This is a genomic window from Longimicrobium sp. (assembly GCA_036389795.1).
Lineage (GTDB): Bacteria > Gemmatimonadota > Gemmatimonadetes > Longimicrobiales > Longimicrobiaceae > Longimicrobium.
Genome location: DASVWD010000270.1, coordinates 1 through 16894 on the forward strand (window position 1 = coordinate 1; position 16894 = coordinate 16894).

17 protein-coding genes are annotated in these 16894 nt (G+C 72.3%); 2 read left to right on the forward strand and 15 right to left on the reverse strand.

Features of this window, described 5'->3' with window-relative positions; translation table 11 throughout:
• The first annotated feature begins 375 nt into the window (after nt 1–375).
• Nucleotides 376–1299: a DMT family transporter gene (locus VF746_30845; protein HEX8696857.1), complete on the forward strand. Its 924-nt coding sequence runs from the start codon at nt 376–378 to the stop codon at nt 1297–1299.
• Nucleotides 1300–1445: 146 nt separating this feature from the next.
• On the opposite strand, the gene VF746_30850 is transcribed toward VF746_30845, so the two are convergent.
• The 4 genes from VF746_30850 to VF746_30865 all read right to left on the reverse strand — a co-directional run bounded on the left by VF746_30850 (nt 1446) and on the right by VF746_30865 (nt 6411).
• Complete coding sequence (locus VF746_30850) at nt 1446–2339, reverse strand: hypothetical protein (GenBank protein ID HEX8696858.1); 894 nt, start codon at nt 2337–2339, stop codon at nt 1446–1448.
• 30 nt (nt 2340–2369) lie between these two features.
• A complete protein-coding gene (locus tag VF746_30855; protein ID HEX8696859.1) occupies nt 2370–2639 on the reverse strand; it encodes a hypothetical protein in 270 nt (89 codons plus the stop codon).
• Between the two features lie 60 nt (nt 2640–2699).
• The gene (locus tag VF746_30860) at nt 2700–2924 is read right to left on the reverse strand and encodes a hypothetical protein (protein ID HEX8696860.1); all 225 of its coding nucleotides are present in this window, start codon (nt 2922–2924) and stop codon (nt 2700–2702) included.
• 751 nt (nt 2925–3675) lie between these two features.
• Entirely contained in the window at nt 3676–6411 is a 2736-nt protein-coding gene (locus VF746_30865; GenBank protein HEX8696861.1) for a hypothetical protein, read from the reverse strand.
• Nucleotides 6412–6520: 109 nt separating this feature from the next.
• Here VF746_30865 and hutI point away from each other — a divergent pair, with 109 nt between their 5' ends.
• Nucleotides 6521–7777 (forward strand): imidazolonepropionase, encoded by a 1257-nt coding sequence (gene hutI / locus VF746_30870; GenBank protein ID HEX8696862.1) that lies wholly within the window; start codon nt 6521–6523, stop codon nt 7775–7777.
• Nucleotides 7778–7929: 152 nt separating this feature from the next.
• On the opposite strand, the gene VF746_30875 is transcribed toward hutI, so the two are convergent.
• The 11 genes from VF746_30875 to prfA all read right to left on the reverse strand — a co-directional run bounded on the left by VF746_30875 (nt 7930) and on the right by prfA (nt 16860).
• Nucleotides 7930–8478: a hypothetical protein gene (locus VF746_30875; GenBank protein HEX8696863.1), complete on the reverse strand. Its 549-nt coding sequence runs from the start codon at nt 8476–8478 to the stop codon at nt 7930–7932.
• Nucleotides 8472–8747: a hypothetical protein gene (locus VF746_30880; protein ID HEX8696864.1), complete on the reverse strand. Its 276-nt coding sequence runs from the start codon at nt 8745–8747 to the stop codon at nt 8472–8474. The genes VF746_30875 and VF746_30880 overlap by 7 nt, the downstream gene beginning before the upstream one ends.
• 23 nt (nt 8748–8770) lie before the next feature.
• Complete coding sequence (locus VF746_30885) at nt 8771–10324, reverse strand: NAD(P)H-hydrate dehydratase (GenBank protein ID HEX8696865.1); 1554 nt, start codon at nt 10322–10324, stop codon at nt 8771–8773.
• A gap of 102 nt (nt 10325–10426) precedes the next feature.
• Nucleotides 10427–10624 carry a hypothetical protein gene (locus VF746_30890; protein HEX8696866.1) on the reverse strand — a complete coding sequence of 66 codons (198 nt, stop codon included), beginning with the start codon at nt 10622–10624 and terminating at the stop codon, nt 10427–10429.
• 156 nt (nt 10625–10780) lie between these two features.
• Entirely contained in the window at nt 10781–11173 is a 393-nt protein-coding gene (locus tag VF746_30895; GenBank protein ID HEX8696867.1) for a Minf_1886 family protein, read from the reverse strand.
• A gap of 147 nt (nt 11174–11320) precedes the next feature.
• Nucleotides 11321–11965, reverse strand: a complete 645-nt coding sequence (locus tag VF746_30900; protein ID HEX8696868.1) for a YigZ family protein — start codon at nt 11963–11965, stop codon at nt 11321–11323.
• Between the two features lie 179 nt (nt 11966–12144).
• Entirely contained in the window at nt 12145–13488 is a 1344-nt protein-coding gene (locus VF746_30905) for an inositol-3-phosphate synthase (GenBank protein ID HEX8696869.1), read from the reverse strand.
• A 37-nt stretch (nt 13489–13525) separates the two neighbouring features.
• Nucleotides 13526–14170 carry a CDP-alcohol phosphatidyltransferase family protein gene (locus VF746_30910; protein ID HEX8696870.1) on the reverse strand — a complete coding sequence of 215 codons (645 nt, stop codon included), beginning with the start codon at nt 14168–14170 and terminating at the stop codon, nt 13526–13528.
• A gap of 15 nt (nt 14171–14185) precedes the next feature.
• Nucleotides 14186–14545 carry a YlbF family regulator gene (locus VF746_30915; GenBank protein ID HEX8696871.1) on the reverse strand — a complete coding sequence of 120 codons (360 nt, stop codon included), beginning with the start codon at nt 14543–14545 and terminating at the stop codon, nt 14186–14188.
• A gap of 282 nt (nt 14546–14827) precedes the next feature.
• A complete protein-coding gene (prmC, locus tag VF746_30920; protein ID HEX8696872.1) occupies nt 14828–15757 on the reverse strand; it encodes a peptide chain release factor N(5)-glutamine methyltransferase in 930 nt (309 codons plus the stop codon).
• A 26-nt stretch (nt 15758–15783) separates the two neighbouring features.
• Nucleotides 15784–16860: a peptide chain release factor 1 gene (prfA, locus tag VF746_30925; protein ID HEX8696873.1), complete on the reverse strand. Its 1077-nt coding sequence runs from the start codon at nt 16858–16860 to the stop codon at nt 15784–15786.
• Nucleotides 16861–16894 lie beyond the last annotated feature (34 nt).

Consider the following 16894-nt stretch of genomic DNA (forward strand, 5'->3'; position numbering starts at 1 on the left):
TTCTGTCTGGTCGAGGTCGTGCCGCGCGCAAGATACGCACCCGGCGGCGGAGGGGACAGTGCGAAGTGCGAGGTGCGGGAAGGTACAAGCAAAGTCGCCTATCGGGCCGGCAGGACGACGCACGTGGTTCGTAGTTGAAGCCTCGCGCGGTTTGCGAGGCTTTCCGTAGTTCCAGCGAGCGTCTTCAGGCGCTCGTCCTCGTGCGCTCGTCCCCCGGCGCTCGTCCTCGTGCGCTCGTCCCCGGCGCTCGCGTCCCGGTGCTCGCGGTGCTACCTTCCCGGCGCGCATGGTGCATCCGCGCCCGACGATCCTGGCGAACTCGACCGGTTTCCGCTCGCGCGGGGGCCGGGTTCTTTTTGGGGAGATGGGAAGAAGTTGAGGCTCCGGTCCGTCTACGCCGCGCTGGTGCTGGTGCAGGTGTTCTTCGCCATGCTGCCGATCGCGCTGAAGTTCGCGCTGCGCGAGCTCAGCAGCCCGGCGCTGGCGCTGGTGCGCGTGACCGGGGCGGCGCTGCTGTTCTGGGTGCTGCAGCGCTCGCTCACCGGCGAGCGGGTGCGCGGGCGGCGCGACTACCTGCTGCTGGCCGCCTACGCCGTCTTCGGCGTGGTGGCCAACCAGCTCCTCTACATCACCGCGCTCACCCTCACCACGGCCACCGCCGCGCAGACGCTGGTGGCGGCCGGGCCGGCGATGACGCTGCTGATCGCCATCGTGGCGCGGAAGGAGAAGGCGACGCCGGCCAAGTGGCTGGGGATCGCGCTGGCGGGGAGCGGCGCGCTGTACCTGATCGGCGTGGGGCTGGGGACGGGGAGCGGGCTGGGGAACCTGCTGGCGTTCCTCAACGTCTGCTGCTACTCGGTCTACCTGGTGATCTCGCGCGGGCTGCTGCGCCGCTACGACGCGCTCACCGTGATCACCTGGGTGTTCGTCTTCGGCGCGGTGGGGATGCTGCCGTGGGGGACCCTCCCGCTGGCCCGCGAGGCCGGCGGCGTGTCGGCCTCCACCTGGCTGCTGGCGCTGGGGATCGTCCTCTTCCCCACCGTGGGGGCGTACTACCTCAACATCCTGGCGCTCAAGCACGTGGAGTCGAGCATCGTCTCGGTCTTTGTCTACCTGCAGCCGCCCCTCACCGCGCTGCTCGCCGTCCCCGCGCTGGGCGAGCACCCGTCGCCGCGGCTGATCCCGGCGGCGCTGCTCATCTTCTCCGGCGTGGCGGTGACGGTTTGGGAGGGCCGCCGCGAGCGCCTGCGCCGCGGCGAGGCGCCCTCGCCCGCGGAGCAGGAGATGGTGGAGCCGTAAGAGTACGAGAGTACAAAAGTACGAGAGTACGAGAGTACGAGAGTACGAGAGTACGGTACGAGCCGGATGAAGACCCTCCCCTGGATGGCAGGAGAGGGTCTTCTCGTGGACGTACCCGTACTTTCGTCCTTCCGTACTCTCGTACTTCAGTCCCCCGTGAGGTAGTCGAGGATCGCATCGCTCACGGCGCGGCCGCTGACGGCGTCGAAGGCCACGAACATGGGGCTGGAGTTGATCTCCAGGAAGGTGAGGCGGCCCGTCTCCGAGTTGGTCTTGAAGTCCGCCGCCCCCCAGTCCATCTCCAGCGCGTCCATCAGCCGCCCGAGCCCGGCCAGCACCTCGGGGTCGATGGTGTCGATCGGGAGGTGCACGACCTCCGTCTCCCGGTCGGTGCGGTAGTCGAGCGCCTCGGAGCGGACGTTGAACGCCTCGAAGCGGCGGCCGCTCCCCTCTCCCACGCCGTAGACGCGCACCTCGGGGGCCACCAGCCGCTCCTGCACGAACGCCGGGGCGGCCGACCTGCCGTCGCGGCGCTCGGTGCCGGCCAGCAGCGCCGGCAACTCCTGCGCGTAGCCGCCGCCGGGCACCGGCTTGGCGATCATGGCGCGCCCGGCCGCCTCGCGCTCCAGCACGTCGAGCTCGTTGCTCACCAGCGTGTGCGGGATCGCCAGGCCGCAGCGGCGCGCCAGGTCCAGCATGTACGGCTTGTTCTGCTGCCCGGAGTAGCGCCGGTTGAGGATGCGCACCTCCGGGTTCGCCAGCAGCCAGCCGTGCAGGGTGGTGTACCAGGCGTGCGCGCGGAAGCCCGTGGCGGGGCGCGGGTCGGCCAGGTTGGTGAAGACGTCGAAGCGGATGAAGGAGGCGCCGGGGCGCACCTCCCTCCCGTCGACCAGCAGCCGCCCGGCCTGGAAGTCCCAGGTGAGGCCCGGGTTGGACGACGCGCCCACCAGCAGCGCGCCGCCCTCGATCCCGCGCTCGCGCATCCGCCCCAGGATCGACCCCACGTTCGGGTCGCGGTCCCCTCCGACGATCAGCAGCAACGTGCCTCCTGGCTCCAGTACGTGTGCGGGTCAGAACGCGCCGAAGGGGTTCCGCACCGTGCGGTCCATCAGGGAGGCGGCGTCCTCCTCGCCCGTGGTGGCCGTGGTGTCGCCCTCTTCGCCGATGGCGTCGGTGGTCTCGCCTTCCTCGCCCACGGCGTGGGTGGTCTCGCCTTCCTCGCCGTAGTAGTTGGTGGTGGCCTCTTCCTCGCCGACGGCGAAGGTGGTCTGGGTCTCCTCGCCTTCGGCGAGGGTGGTCTCGCCCTCTTCGCCGTAGTAGTTGGTGGTGGCGTCGCTCATGGGAATCTCCAGGTTGGGAAGGGGGCGGCGCCCCGGAAGGGGAGCCGCGTCGGGCGGCGCTCAGAAGGCGCCGAAGGGGTTCCCGACCAGGGAAGCGCTCTCCGTGGGATACGGCTCTTCCTCGCCGATCGCATCGGTGGAGGGGTAAGGCCCTTCCTCGCCCAGCGCGTCCGTGGTGGTGGTCTCTTCGCCGACGGCGAGCGTGGTCGGGTCTTCCTCGCCGTAGATCTGCGTGGTCGGGTCCTCCTCGCCGACGGCGAGGGTGGTGGGCTGCGGCTTCGCCATGCTGCTGTCCTCGTGGTACGGGTGGGTGGGGCGGCGCGAAGGGAGGGCCGCAGCCGTCGCCGCGGCCCTCCCTTTCGCGTCTGGCCGGCCCGCGCGGGGCCGGCGTGGCTCAGAACGAGCCGAAGGGGTTGTCGACCACGATTGGCTGGATCACCAGCCCCTCCTCGCAGCCGCGGGCGGTGGTCGGGTTGGTGTCCTCGCCGCAGGCGAGCGTCTTGTCGAAGGCCATCGCATCCTCCTGGCTGGGGTTGCGTGTGCTGGAGCGGCCGCTCCAGCGCGCGCTCCCGCCGGCCCACACGGCCGGACGCACGCTGGCAACCGCGCCCGAGACAACCGGTATACGCAATAATATTGCAAACGGCGTGCGGACTCAAGTCTCGCACACCGTTCACTTTTCACTGGCGCTGATTCGCGTAGCAGCCGGGGTTTTCTGAGGATGAAACGGCCCGATCCGACACGCAGAAAGCGCTTGCTTCGGGTCTGCGCGCAACAAAAAGCTCCCGGCGGGCTGCGCCGCCGGGAGGCCCCCTCCCCCGCGCGACCCTCGGCTGCTCGTTCCTCGCAGCCAGAGGGCGCGCTCCCCTCCCCCGCTGCGCGGTAGAGGGGAAAACCCGGCGCTGCGCGCGACGGAGCCAGGGCGTGGAGCGAACCGGGGTTTAAGCGGTTGAAGCCTCGCGGGGTTTGCGAGGCTTCCTGCAGGTGTTGCCGCGGCTTCAGCCGCCTGGAGCCCAGCCTGGACCCCAGCCTGAGCCTACCGCCGCGCCTTGCGCCGGCCGTGCTTGCCGCCGCCCTTGCGCCCGCGGCCGCGCCCGCCCTCGCCTCCTCCGCCGTGGCGGCCCCGCCCGCCGTCGCGCCCGCCTCCCCCGTGGCGCTGGCCGCGGCGGCGGGGGCGGCCGTCGTCCTCGATGCCGGCCTTGAAGCTCTCGGTCTCGGCGTAGTGGCGCGCCGACTTGCCGCCGTTGCGCCGGGCCCGCCCGCCGCCGCCCGCGCCCTCGGCCATCAGCCGCTTCGCCTCCTCCAGCGACGCGGCGCGGACCGCCTCGCGCTTGCCGCGGGTCACGGTCCAGTGCAGCGGCCGGTCGAGCGCGGGGACGTCGCCCTCGTCGATCTGGTAGAGGAGCTTGGCGGGGACGCGCGCCCGCACCACCGCGATCTCGCCCTCGAAGCCGTAGTCCAGCGGGTACTCGTCGCCGCCGATCTCCACCGTGTCGGGGAGTGCCAGCCAGCGCTCGCGGTCCGCGCGCGGCACCAGCTCGTCGGCGTCGAAGCGCAGCGGCGTCTCCATGAACTCGCGGTACGAGCCGACGCCCCGCAGCCGCTCCGCCACCAGATCGACCAGCGCCTCCTCGCTCACTTTGGGCGCGGCCCCGCCCGAGCGGCGCCACACCTCGCGCAGCTCGCGGAAGAGCTGGCGGTAGGCGGGGGCGTCGGGGTGCCAGGCCTCGCCGGAGACCACGGCCCGGGCCAGGGCGCGGCGGCAGGCGTCCTCCAGCCCCGCGGGGAAGCGGTCGACCGGCTCGTCTTCCGACTCCAGCTCGAAGCCGAAGTAGCCGAGCGTGCGCACCAGCCTGAGCGGATGGCGGCGGTGGCGCGAGTCGTAGCGCACCTCGGGCGGGCCCGCCGAGGTGAACTCGCGCACCAGCTCGTGCTCCAGCTGCGTCCCGCTGATCGACCCGCGCGCCCGGCCGCTCTTGTCGGCGAAGTAGAGGATCTCGCCGGCCACGGCGCCCCAGCTGCCGCAGAAGCTGGTCTTGGAGACGCGCACCTCCTCGCCCCAGGAGGTCTCCTCGTCGATCACCAGCGAGAACGGCATCACCCGCGCGGCCAGCCGCTTCCAGTCGCGCTCCAGGCTGCCGTTCAGCCGCGGCAGGCCGCGCGGCAGCTCCATGTCGAGCGAGCGGTAGATGGAGGCGATGGCGAGCGCCGCGTCTTCGATCGAGCGCACCAGCACGCCGCGCTCCTCGCACCAGTCGGCCAGCGCCTTCTCGTCGAAGACGTGGCGCGGCAGCCCGTACACGTGGCCGATGGTGCCCAGCTCCTCCAGCACCCGCTGGTAGATCCCGTACGCGGTGAGGTGGTCGCTCCCCTGCACCACGAACTCGCCGATGTCGTGGTCCTGCTGGCGCAGCATGCGGTGCAGCGACTCGATCGAGGCCATGGTCGCCACCAGCGGCACCAGGTGCTCGTCGGCCTGCACCAGCAGCTCGCCCCAGGCGCGGTCCACGGGGAGGACTTCCACCTCGCGCCCGTAGTGCGTGAGGCGGCCGTTCGCGATCAGCCCGCGCGTCTCCAGCAGCTCCACCGAGCGGCGGTAGGCGATCCTGTCCAGCGGGACGGGGAGGTCCAGCTCGTCGGCCCGGACTCCCATCGCCGCGCAGGTGAGCGCCACGCGCTCGGGGTCGCCGGCCAGCTGGAAGTTGGGCGCGGTGGGGCGCAGGCTCTCGAAGTCGATGTCGCGCTCGGAGAGGATCCACACCTCGCCCTCTTCCACCCGCCCGTGCACCCGGCCGGCCATCTGCAGGATCTCGTTGGGGCCGAGCGGCAGCCGGGTGAGCACGTTCCGGCCGCGCTGCACCACGGTGGTGAACTGCGCGTCCTCGATCACCACGGTGTCCAGTCCGCGGATGTTCAGCGCCGACTGGCCGGCCGCCGTCATCGCCAGCACGAAGGGGTGGGGCGCGCCGTCGCCCTCCAGGAACGGGCGCAGCTTGGAGACGGGCTCGCCGCCGTGGTAGAACTGGGTGAGCACGTGCGGCCACTTCTCGCCCACCTCCTTCGCGATCTCCTCCGTCCCCGCGCGGGTGGGGACGAACACGGCCACGCCGCGCTTGCGCTTGATCACGTGCCGCAGGAAGCGCTCGCCCAGGAAGGAGAGCGGGTTGATGGTGTTGGAGACGCGCACCTCGGCCGCCTTGGCCGGGTCGAAGGCGCTGGACTCGATCACCGCGGCGCTGTCCAGGTACTCGGCGTAGAAGGTCGGGTCCACCGTGGCGGAGAGCCAGATGAAGCGGCAGCCGGCGCGCTTGGCCAGCGCCAGGCACAGCTCCAGCTCGGCGCTGGTCTGGTGGATCTCGTCGACGACGATCACGTCGTCGCTGGTGATCAGGTCGTCCTGCAGCCAGAGCCGGGCGATGCCGGTGGTGACGATCACCAGGTTCCAGGTGGGCGTCTCGGGGGTGGCCTCGCGCTCGCGGTTGACCACGCCCACGCGGAGCTCGGGCCCCACGATCTCCTGCGCGATCGGCCGCACCGCCAGCGTCTTGCCGGTGCCGGTGCCGGCCATGATGCCGAAGCCCTTCCCCTCGCGGGCGAGCTGGCGGATCTCCTCGCCGTGCTGCTCCTCCACCAGCGTGCGCACGTCGGTGAGCTGCACGCCGATCTCGATGGTCTCGCAGCTGGCGCGCGTGGGGGCGATCACCACGATGCGCCCCTCGGCGGGCCGGCCGGGATATCGTTCCGACGGGGGGGTGGTCGAGGGTTCGACCATGCGGGTTCCTGGCCGGTCAGGGGGAAAGGGCGAGTTGACGCGGGCTTCCGCCCGGGCGCACAATTACGCCGCCCGCGCCCCAGCGCAAGAACACGGCCAGACAGGGACGATGAACGGCGACGCCGCAACTACCGTATTCGCAAACGCTTCCGAGGTCGCGCGCTGCACGGGCCCGGTCCGCGAGGCCGACGACGGCGACCCCGCCGCCGCCCTCCGCGGCGCCGCCGTCGCCGTCGCGGGCGGCAGGATCGCCGCCGTCGGGCCGGAAGCCGAAGTCCTCGCGCGGCATCCCGACGCGGAGCGGGTCGACTGCGCGGGCGGGGTGCTGACGCCGGGGCTGGTGGACTCGCACACCCACGCCGTCTTCGGGCGGTGGCGGACGGACGAGTACGCGCTGCGCTGCCGGGGCGTGCCGTACATGGAGATCGCCCGGCGCGGCGGCGGCATCAACGCGTCCGTGCGCGACCTGCGCGCCCGGTCCGAGGACGAGCTGGTGGAGATGGCGCTCCCGCGGCTCGCCGAGATGCTGGCGTGCGGGACGACGACCGCCGAGGTGAAGAGCGGCTACGGGCTGGCGACGGAGCACGAGCTGAAGACGCTGCGGGCGATCCGCCGCCTCGGCGAGCTGCAGCCGGTCGAGCTGGTCCCCACCTTCCTGGGCGCGCACGAGTTTCCGCCCGAGTACCGGGACGGCCCGGAGCAGCGGGAGAAGTACGTCGGCCTGCTGGTCGAGGAGATGATCCCCGCCGTCGCGGAGGCCGGGCTCGCGCGCTTCTGCGACGTGTTCATGGAGCCGGGCGTCTTCGACCGCCGGCAGACGGAGCGCATCCTCCGCGCGGGGCTCGACCACGGCTTGCGGCCGAAGCTGCACGCGGACGAGCTGGAGGGGAGCGGCGGGGCGGAGCTGGCGGCGGAGCTGGGCGCCGCCTCGGCGGACCACCTGGGGGCGGTCTCGGAGGACGGGGTCCGCGCCCTCGCCGGCTCGGGGACGGTGGCGACGCTGCTGCCGGGGACGCTCTTCTTCCTCGGCCGCCCGAAGTTCGCGCCGGCGCGGGCGCTGCTGGACGCGGGCGCGACGGTGGCGCTGGCGACGGACTTCAACCCCGGCTCGTGCCCCTCGCCGAGCCTGGCGTTCGTGATGACCGCCGCCTGCTCGCGCATGGGGATGAGCCCCGCCGAGTCCCTGCGCGCCGCCACCGCCGGCGGCGCCGCCGCGCTGGAGCTCGCCGACGGCCGCGGGACCCTCCGCGAGGGCGCCCCGGCGGACCTGGTGCTCTGGCGCGCCTCGAGCGCGGCGGAGATCCCGTACCGGCTGGCGGCGCCGCTCGTCGCGGGGGTGTGGAAGGGCGGCGTGCGGGTCGTGTGAGGTGAGACCGGCCACGCTGCAAGCCATGGTTGAAATCCGCGCCTGGCGTTGCTGCTCCACCCGCGCGTTCGACAGCAGGATTGGAAGAAGAAAGTCGACGGCCCCGCCGGCACATTTTCCGGCGGAGCCGTCCGTGTTCGAACCTCATCGCTCTACGATGGACAGTCCCAGCAGCGCCGATCTCTCGCGCCCCAGTAGATCCAGAGCGAGTCGGTCGGGCTCGTCTGGACGGCGGCGGGCAGCGGATACGAGCGCGGCTCGGCCGCACCGACGATCCTGTGTCGCGGACTGTAGTTCAGCCTGCCGATCCAGAGGCCGTAGAACGCGCCCCGCTCGATGGTGAGGGGATACTCCGCGCTCGTTGTCCCTGCTCCCGTATACTCGACCCTCACGCGGAACGTCGTCGCGAGCCTGTCCCGCGTATGCACCCGGTACCAGGGGGTGCGTCCGAAGATCGAGTCGCTGTCCGGCATCAGGTCCCGCGGCGTCACCACCCTGGTGCGCACGCCGTCGAAGAACTCGATCTGGGCCGAGTCGGCCATGGTGAAGGTGACCGCCGCCGTCCATCCCTCCGGCGGCCGCACCGTTCGGGATTCGTCCGCCTGCGCGGACGCCTGCCGCAGGCCGGTGCAGCCGACCGCGCCGGCGATCAGCGCCGCGGCCGCCAGGTGCAGGCGCGGCCGCACCCTTCCGATCAGCACGCGATCATTCCTCCGCACGGTGGATCGATCGGTTCCTCCTCCGGGGGCGGGACCGGCTCCTCTTCGGGCAGGATGTTGCTGCGGAAGGCCGGGTTCGAGCCCACGCCGGGCTGCTTGCTGTAAAGATTCTTCAGCCATATCCGCCGGAAGTCGTTGCTGAACCGGTCCACGGTCCAGCCCCGGGCGTCGTTGGCCCACTGGCTCTGCGCTCGCGTATTGAAGAACGTCATCATCTGCTCACCCGTCGAGGTGAACAGTTTGTCTTGCAAGCAGTTGCCGGAAGCCCGCAGCGTCAGTACGCCGCGTGCAGATCCAGGGTGATGCCGGGGATGCCGAGGGGGCTCTCAGCGAGCGGCGGCTCCAGCAGCGCGTCGGAGAGCGCGTCGGCCACGTCGCGCGGCAGCAGGCCCCGGCCGCGGCCGGCGAGCTGGGCGGCGCGGCCGGCGTAGAAGAGCCCCAGCCCGGCGGCGTCGCGAGGCTCGCGGCGGACCGCCAGGAACGCGCCGATCACCCCGCTCAGCACGTCGCCCATCCCCCCCGTGGCGATGCCGGAGTGCCCGGCCACGTTCACCAGCGCCGGCTTCCCGCTCTCCGCGACGACGGACGGCGAGCCCTTCAGCAGCACCGCGCAGCCGAAGCGCTCCGCGGCTTCCGCCGCGGCGCCGAAGGGGTCCAGCACGATCTCCCGCGCCTCCCTCCCCAGCAGCCGGCCCATCTCTCCCGGGTGCGGGGTGAGGAGGAGCGGCGCCCGGATCTCGCCGCGCAGGCCGGGGTGGCGCGCGAGCAGCGTCGTGGCGTCGGCGTCGAGGAGGAGCGGGCACTCCGTCGCGGCGACCACCTGGCGCAGGAGGTTGAGCGAGGCCCCGTCGGTGCCCATTCCCGGCCCGGCGACCACCGCGTCGGCACCCGCGCCGAAGCCGTCCGCCAGGTCGTCGCGGTCCAGGAAGAGCGCCTCGGGGAGCGCGGACTGGAGGATCGCCCGGTTCGCCTCGGGGCCGATCAGCACGGCGTAGCCCGCGCCCGCGCGCAGGGCGCCCGTCCCCGCCAGCACCGCCGCCCCCGCCATCCCCTTCCGCCCGGCCACCACCAGCACGCGCCCCATCTGCCCCTTGTGCGCGTGCGGGGGGATCTCGGGAAGCCGCCCGGCCGCCCACGCGGGGGTGAGGAGCTCGGCCCCGTAGCGATCCAGCGGGTCGAAGCCGATCTCCACCGCGACGATTCGCCCCGCGTGCCGGCGCCCGGGGTAGAGCAGCAGCCCGCGCTTGGGAGCGCCGAAGGTCACCGTCAGCTCCGCGCGTACCGCCTTTCCCGCGGCGGCGCCCGTGGTGAAATCGATTCCCGAAGGGCCGTCGAGCGCCACCACCCGCCTGAACTTCATCCAGTCGATCGCCGCATCGTACGGCGGGCGCGGCGCCCCGGTGGACCCGGTGCCCAGGAGCGCGTCGACCAACACCGCGGACTCGAAACGGAAGACGACGCTCTCCGAGAAATCGGCGATCGTCGGGTTCCACCCGTGCAGGAGCTTCTCGTCGGGAAGGCGGCTGCCGACTTTCACCACGACGACGTCGCGCCCCCACGCCTGGAGCGTGCGGGCCACCACGAGCCCGTCCCCCCCGTTGTTGCCGCTGCCGACGCAGACGGCGAACTCACCCTCGGGGTAGTGCCGGTGGATCACCGCCGCGGCGGCGCGCCCGGCGGCCTCCATCAGCACCGGCTCGGGGATGCCCTTCCGGACGGCGCGCTCGTCCCAGGCGCGCATCTCGTCGGCGGTGAGCACGGGGACGCGCTCGGCGCCGAAGAACGCGTCGCGGTCGGGCGGTGCGGCCGCAGGCTGCCGGTCGGGCATCGGAAGGCAGGCGAAAGGGTCCGGGACGGCGAGAGGCCCGCGGCGGGGAGCCGCGGGCCTCGGGTCAGGGTAGCGAACGAGTCATGGTCTGCCAATCTCCCGTCACTTGTAGCTCTGGCCGATGGAGCGCCCGAAGCTGATCTCGCCGTTGTCGATGCGGATGTTGAAGCCGCAGTCGGGGTTGGTGCAGACCCACGCCTTGTAGGTGATCGGCGCCCCGTCGCGGCCGTAGTCGGAAAGGGGGAGCAGCGTCCCCAGGTTGCACTTCCTGCACTGCGGAAACTCACGTTCGTCCGGCATGGCGCGTCCCCTCCCCTCACAGGTTCCCTCTGCCTCCGGGCGTGGACCCCCACGCCCCCACTTCGGACAAAAGGAAGCGGGTTCCGCAAGGCGTGTTCCACCTTCGGCGAGGGTCTGTCGGGAGTTGTGCGGAAGCGGGGGGCGGAGCGGGGCGGGTCAGTCCTTCAGCCGGCGGGGGCAGCCCCAGGGGTAGTTCCGCTCGAACGCCTCGGCGAAGCAGAAGATGCCGTCGAAGTCGCCCAGAGAGTCGTCGTCCTGCTTGACCAGGATGCCGAGCTCCACCAGGGCGAAGACGATCTCGCCGAAGTCGCGGGTGGAGCGGATCCCCCAGTACTCCAGCACCGAGCGGGCCATGGGGCCGTAGCGGTCGAGCGCCAGGTCGCGGCACCCCTCGGCCAGCTCGCGGCCGCTGATGTGGCGCGCCTCGCCCAGCCGCTCGATGGTGTAGTGCAGCGCGGCGAGGATGAAGAGGTAGGCCGTATCGTGATAACCGGGGAAGCGCCGCCGGAGGCGCTCCATCACGGGCTCGGCCAGCACGGCTCCATCCATCGGGTGACCCTTCGCAAGGCGGCGCGGCGCGCGCTCCGCTGGGGCGGGCGCGCGGCGGTTCTGGAGGCGCCGGCGTGGGCCGCCGGCGGCGCGTTTCGGTCGGTGTCGGGCGGGCCCGGCGCCCGCAAGCTGCCCTGAATACGCCGATCACCGGTTCGCGTTCCGGTAGAGCACGGCTTCCCCGAGCGGCTCCGGCGCCAGCGCCCCCGCCGTGGCCTCGCGCAGCTCCTCCGCCACCCCCGCCGCGGCCGAGGCGGGGACGCTGAACTCGACCGTCCCCGCGTCTCCCGACTCCGCGTAGCCGTGCTCCACCTCCGCCGCGCCCGCGCGCTCCAGCGCCCGCATCACGGCGGCCGTGTGCTCGTACGGGTAGCGCACCGAGAGGCGCGCGGCGCGGGTGCCGAGCCGCTTCGGCGCGGCGGAGAGCGCGTCCGCCGCCGCCTCGCCGTAGGCGCGCGCCAGCCCGCCCACGCCGAGCCTGGTCCCCCCGAACCAGCGGGTGACGACCACGATGCAGTCGGTGAGCCCCGCGCCGTCGATCGCCGCCAGGATCGGCGCCCCCGCGCTCCCCGACGGCTCCCCCGCGTCGTTGGCCCGGGAGACTCCGCTCCGCAGCCTCCACGCCGAGCAGTGGTGCGTGGCGTCCCACCTCGCCTTCTCGCGCCCGGCCAGGAGCGCGCGCGCCTCCTCCTCGCTCGCGGCGGGCGCGGCGAGCGCCAGGAAGACCGAGCCCTTCACGCGGGTCTCGGCCTCCGCGGGCGCGGCCAGGGTCAGGAACTCGTCGGCGGTCACGGTGCACGTCGCAGGTGAAAACAGCAGACCTCACACGGAGTCAACGGAGTCAACAGAGAAAAAAACTCCGTTAACTCCGTTGACTCCGTGTGAGACATATCGGATCTCCCTGAACGCGAAGGACCCCGCCCGAACGCGCGAGCGGAGTCCTTTTGCAATCCATCATTCAGGGACGGAGCTCACCAGCCCGCGGCGGCCTCGGCCTCCTCCAGGTAGTACTCCAGCCCCAGGTGCGTGATCTGCTCCTCGCCCATCAGCCAGCGCAGCGTGTTCTTCAGCTTCATCTGCTGGATGAACAGGTCGTGCTCGGGGTAGAGCCCCTCCGCGTGCTGCGGGCTCTTGAAGTAGAACGAGAGCCACTCCTGGATCCCGCTCATGCCGGAGCGCGCCGCCAGGTCCAGGAAGAGCGCCAGGTCCAGCACGATCGGCGCGGCCAGGATGCTGTCGCGGCAGAGGAAGTCCACCTTGATCTGCATCGGGTAGCCCAGCCAGCCGCGGATGTCGATGTTGTCCCACCCCTCCTTGGCGTCGCCGCGCGGCGGGTAGTAGTTGATCCGCACCACGTGGCTGAACTTGCCGTACAGCTCGGGATACTGCTGCGGCTGGAGGATGTGCTCCAGCACCGAGAGCTTCGACTCCTCCTTGGTCTTGAAGCTCTCGGGGTCGTCCAGCACCTCGCCGTCGCGGTTGCCCAGGATGTTGGTGGAGAACCACCCCTCCAGCCCCAGCATCCGCGCCTTGAGCCCCGGCGCGATGATCGTCTTCATCAGCGTCTGGCCCGTCTTGAAGTCCTTCCCAGCGATCGGCACCTCGCGCTCCTGCGCCAGCTGCACCAGCGCCGGCACGTCGGCCGAGAGGTTGGGCGCGCCGTTGGCGTAGGGGACCCCCTCCATGATCGCCGCGTAGGCGTACAGCATGCTGGGCGCGATGGTGTCGTCGTCGGCGTCCAGCGCCGCCTCGAACGCCTCGATCGTCTCGTGCGCGGGCCCGCGCTTCAGGTACACCTCCGTCGAGCCGCACCACACCATCACCAGGCGGTCGCAGCCGTGCTCCGCCTTGAATCCGCGGATGTCCTCGCGCAGCGCCTCGGCCCAGGCGCGCTTGCCGCCCGGCTTCACGTACACCCCGTCCAGCTTCTTCACGTAGCGCCGGTCGAACGCCGCCGGCATCGGCTTCACCGACTTCAGGAAGTCGGCGATCGGGTCCAGGTGCTCGTGGCGGTCCAGCACGCCCGCGTTCAGCGCCGATTCGTAGGCGTCGGCCGGGAACGGGTCCCACCCGCCGAACACCAGGTCGTCGAGCCCGGCGAGCGGCACGAAGTCCCGGATCTTCGGCACCCGGTTCTCGGTGCGCTTGCCCAGCCGGATGGTGCCCAGCTGCGTCACGCTCCCGATCGGGCGGGCCAGGCCGCGGCGCGCCAGCTCCACGCCCGCGATGAAGGTGGTGGACACGGCCCCCAGGCCGGGGAGGAGGACGCCGAGCCGCCCCGTGGCGGGGCGCGGCGCGTACTGGTCGGTGCGCACGATGGTTCTGCCTGTTGCGGGTTCGGGAGCGCGCCGCCTAGCGCGGCGCGGGAGAGTGTTCGAGGTGGCGGAGCGCCCGGCCCACCCACCAGATGCGGTAGAGGGCCGTCAGGTTGGTGAGCACGGCCATGGCGATCATCACCCAGGTGAGCACGATCCCGTGCTGCCAGGTGCCGAACCCCAGCGTGGCCACCACCAGCAGGATGATGCGCTCGGCGCGCTGCATGAGCCCCACGCGGCAGTCGATCCCCACCGACTCGGCCTTGGCGCGCACGTAGCTCACCATCAGGCTCCCGGCGATGGCCGCCGCCACCACGTACGCCATCCAGGGGGCGCCCAGGTTGGGCTCCTTCCCCAGGTACAGCGAGAGGATGCCCAGGAAGACCACCACCTCGGCGATGCGGTCGGTGGTGGAGTCGTAGAACGAGCCGAACTTCGACTGCAGCCCCGCCGCGCGCGCCACGTGCCCGTCGGCGATGTCGAGCAGGCCGCCCAGCATCACCAGGGCGCCGCCCCAGCGCAGGCTCCCCCGGAAGAAGGCGGCGCCCGCGGCCAGGTTCACCCCCACGCCCAGCGTGGTGATCAGGTTGGGGCTCACCCGGCGGCGCACCAGGCCGTCCAGCGGGCGGGTGATGGCCCGCGAGACCTGCGCGCGCAGGGCGGAGGGCTGGAACTTCAGCACCGCGGTCGCCCCCGGTCAGGGAGCCAGGATGATCCGGCTCTGCTCGCCCGCCTCGATCCCCTTGGCGATCTCCTCGTCCACGCAGGCCATCAGGCGCTCGAAGTTGGCGCGGGCGCTCTCGAAGCGCTGGTAGGGGGCGCTGGTCTGCACGACGGAGGCGACCTTCTCGAACTCGTCGCGCTCCGCCTGCGAGGGCTCCTCGCCGCGCTCCAGCGCGCGGGCGATGCCGTCCTGCAGCTCGCCCAGCTTGTTGATGAGCGCCACCGTGTCGCGGTCGTTGGAGAGCAGCTCGTTGGCGCGCTTGAACGCCTTGTACTCGTCGCTCTGGCCCACCAGCCGGCCCACCTCGCGGGCCCTCTCCCACAGGCTATCCATCAGGTCCTTCCCGTTGGCGTGTCGTAGGTCTCCACCGGAACTGCCCTGGAACCGCGAACGGCGACTGCGGATTCGGGCGTGTCCTTCCGCTGCGCTCCGGGCCGGGCTGCGCGCGCCGTAGGGCACGATACGACCGTGCCCAACGGCGCCGGGCCACGATCGCGCCAAACCCCCGGCGCGTCCGTGTCCCGGCCCTCCGGGCGCGCATCCCTCACGCGGTCGTGCCGTTGCGGTTGAAGCCTCGCGGGGTTTGCGAGGCTTTCTGCCGTTGTTGCCGCGGCTTCAGCCGCCCGTCTCAGGAGCCAGCTCCCGCAGCTCCGCCAGCACGATCCGCTCGCGCCCGGCCAGGTCGCGCCGCACCCGCGGCTCCTCGAAGGCTCCCGTGGCGCGGATCAGCTCCGCGACCGCCTCCGCCTGCGCCGCGCCCACCTCCAGCGCCAGCAGCCCGCCCGGCTCCAGGTGGTCCGGCGCCCCGGCGACCAGGGGCCGGATCACGTCCAGCCCGCCCGCCCCGGCGAAGAGCGCCCCGGCGGGCTCCCAGTCGCGCACCTCGGGGTCCAGCCCCTCGCGCTCCTCCTCGCCCACGTAGGGCGGGTTGGAGACCACCACGTGGAAGCGCTCCTCCGCCACCGGCCCGTACAGGCTGCCGCGGCGGAAGTCCACCGGGGCGCCCGGCGCGGCCTCGTCACGGTTGCGGAGCGCCACCTCCAGCGCCTCGCCCGAGACGTCGGTGGCCACCACGCGCGCGAACGGGCCCTCCGTGGCCAGGGCCAGCGCGATGGCGCCGGAACCGGTCCCCACGTCGAGCGCCGCCAGACCGGAGCGCGGTTCCTGGGCACTGGGCCCTGGGCACTGGGCACTGGCCCAGTCGAGCACCGCCTGCACCAGCACCTCCGTCTCGGGCCGCGGGATCAGCACCCGCGCGTCGACCGAGAGGAGGAGGTCGCGGAAGGCGGCCCTGCCGTCAATGTACTGCAACGGCTCGCGCTTCGCACGCCTGAGGAGCCGTTGCTTGAACTCCGCCAGCTCCTCGGGGCGCAGGGGGCGGTCGTGCTGGAGGTAGAGGTCCAGGCGCTTGAGCCCCAGCACCCCCGCCAGCAGCAGCTCCGCGTTCAGACGCGCGTTGTGGAAGCCCTTCTCCTGGAGCCAGCCCGCCGTCCAGGCCACCAGCTCCAGGACGGTCCAGCGCTTCTCCGACACGGGCGTGGACACGGGGGCGGCGGGGGGGATGGGCCGGCTCAGGCGACGGGAGCCGCGCCGTTGCGCTCGGTCTGGGAGGCCAGCTTGAGCGCCTCCAGCAGCTCGTCCAGCTCGCCGCCCATCACCTGCGGCAGCGCGTGCGTGGTGAAGCCGATGCGGTGGTCGGTCACGCGGCTCTGGGGGAAGTTGTAGGTGCGGATCTTGGCCGAGCGGTCGCCGGTGCCCACCTGCGTCTTCCGGTCGCGGGCGCGCTCCGCCTCCTGCTCTGCGATCTTCAGGTCGAGGAGCCGGGAGCGGAGCACGGAGAGGGCCTTGTCCTTGTTCTTGTGCTGGCTCTTCTCGTCCTGGCAGGTGACGACCAGGCCCGTGGGGAGGTGGGTGACGCGCACGGCACTGTCGGTGGTGTTCACCGACTGCCCGCCGGGGCCCGAGCTCCTGTAGACGTCGATCTTGAGCTCCGCCGGGTTGATCTGCACGTCCACCTCCTCGGCCTCGGGGAGCACCGCCACTGTGGCCGCCGAGGTGTGGATGCGCCCCTGCGCCTCGGTGGCGGGAACGCGCTGCACCCGGTGCACGCCGCTCTCGTAGCGCAGGTCGCCGTACGCGGTGGGGCCGCGCACGACGAACACGGCCTCCTTCACCCCGCCCTGGGTGCCCTCGGAGACCGAGAGCACCTCGGTCTTCCAGCCGCGGCGGTCGGCGTAGCGCTGGTACATGCGGAAGAGGTCGCCGGCGAAGAGGGCCGCCTCGTCGCCGCCGGTGCCGGCGCGGATCTCCACCACCGCGTCGCGGTCGTCCAGCGGGTCGCGGGGAACGAGCAGGCGCTTGAGCTCCTCCTCCAGCCGCTCCGTCTCACAAGTGAGCTGCTCGATCTCGGCCTTCGCCATGGCGGCCAGCTCCGCGTCGCCCTCCGCCTCGGCCAGGAGCGCGCGGGCGCCCTCCAGGTCGGCGCTGGCCTTGCGCAGGCGCGCGGCCGCCTCCACCACCCCGGCCAGGCGGGCGTGCTCGCGCGAGAGGTCGCGCAGGCGCCCGGGGGCGGAGTGGATGGCGGGGTCGGCGAGCTGCGTGGAGAGGTCCTCCCAGCGCCGCTCGGCGTCGCGGATGCGGTCTTCCATGGCGGGTAGCGAAAGAGCCGGGGCGCTGGCCCCG

Bases quoted from the DNA above. Each gene is read 5' to 3' on its own strand.
- prfA (HEX8696873.1), bottom strand. From the start codon at position 16,860: ATGGAAGACCGCATCCGCGACGCCGAGCGGCGCTGGGAGGACCTCTCC.
- VF746_30865 (HEX8696861.1), bottom strand. From the start codon at position 6,411: ATGGTCGAACCCTCGACCACCCCCCCGTCGGAACGATATCCCGGCCGG.
- hutI (HEX8696862.1), top strand. From the start codon at position 6,521: ATGAACGGCGACGCCGCAACTACCGTATTCGCAAACGCTTCCGAGGTC.
- VF746_30855 (HEX8696859.1), bottom strand. From the start codon at position 2,639: ATGAGCGACGCCACCACCAACTACTACGGCGAAGAGGGCGAGACCACC.
- VF746_30915 (HEX8696871.1), bottom strand. From the start codon at position 14,545: ATGGATAGCCTGTGGGAGAGGGCCCGCGAGGTGGGCCGGCTGGTGGGC.
- VF746_30860 (HEX8696860.1), bottom strand. From the start codon at position 2,924: ATGGCGAAGCCGCAGCCCACCACCCTCGCCGTCGGCGAGGAGGACCCG.
- VF746_30890 (HEX8696866.1), bottom strand. From the start codon at position 10,624: ATGCCGGACGAACGTGAGTTTCCGCAGTGCAGGAAGTGCAACCTGGGG.
- VF746_30895 (HEX8696867.1), bottom strand. From the start codon at position 11,173: ATGGATGGAGCCGTGCTGGCCGAGCCCGTGATGGAGCGCCTCCGGCGG.
- VF746_30885 (HEX8696865.1), bottom strand. From the start codon at position 10,324: ATGCCCGACCGGCAGCCTGCGGCCGCACCGCCCGACCGCGACGCGTTC.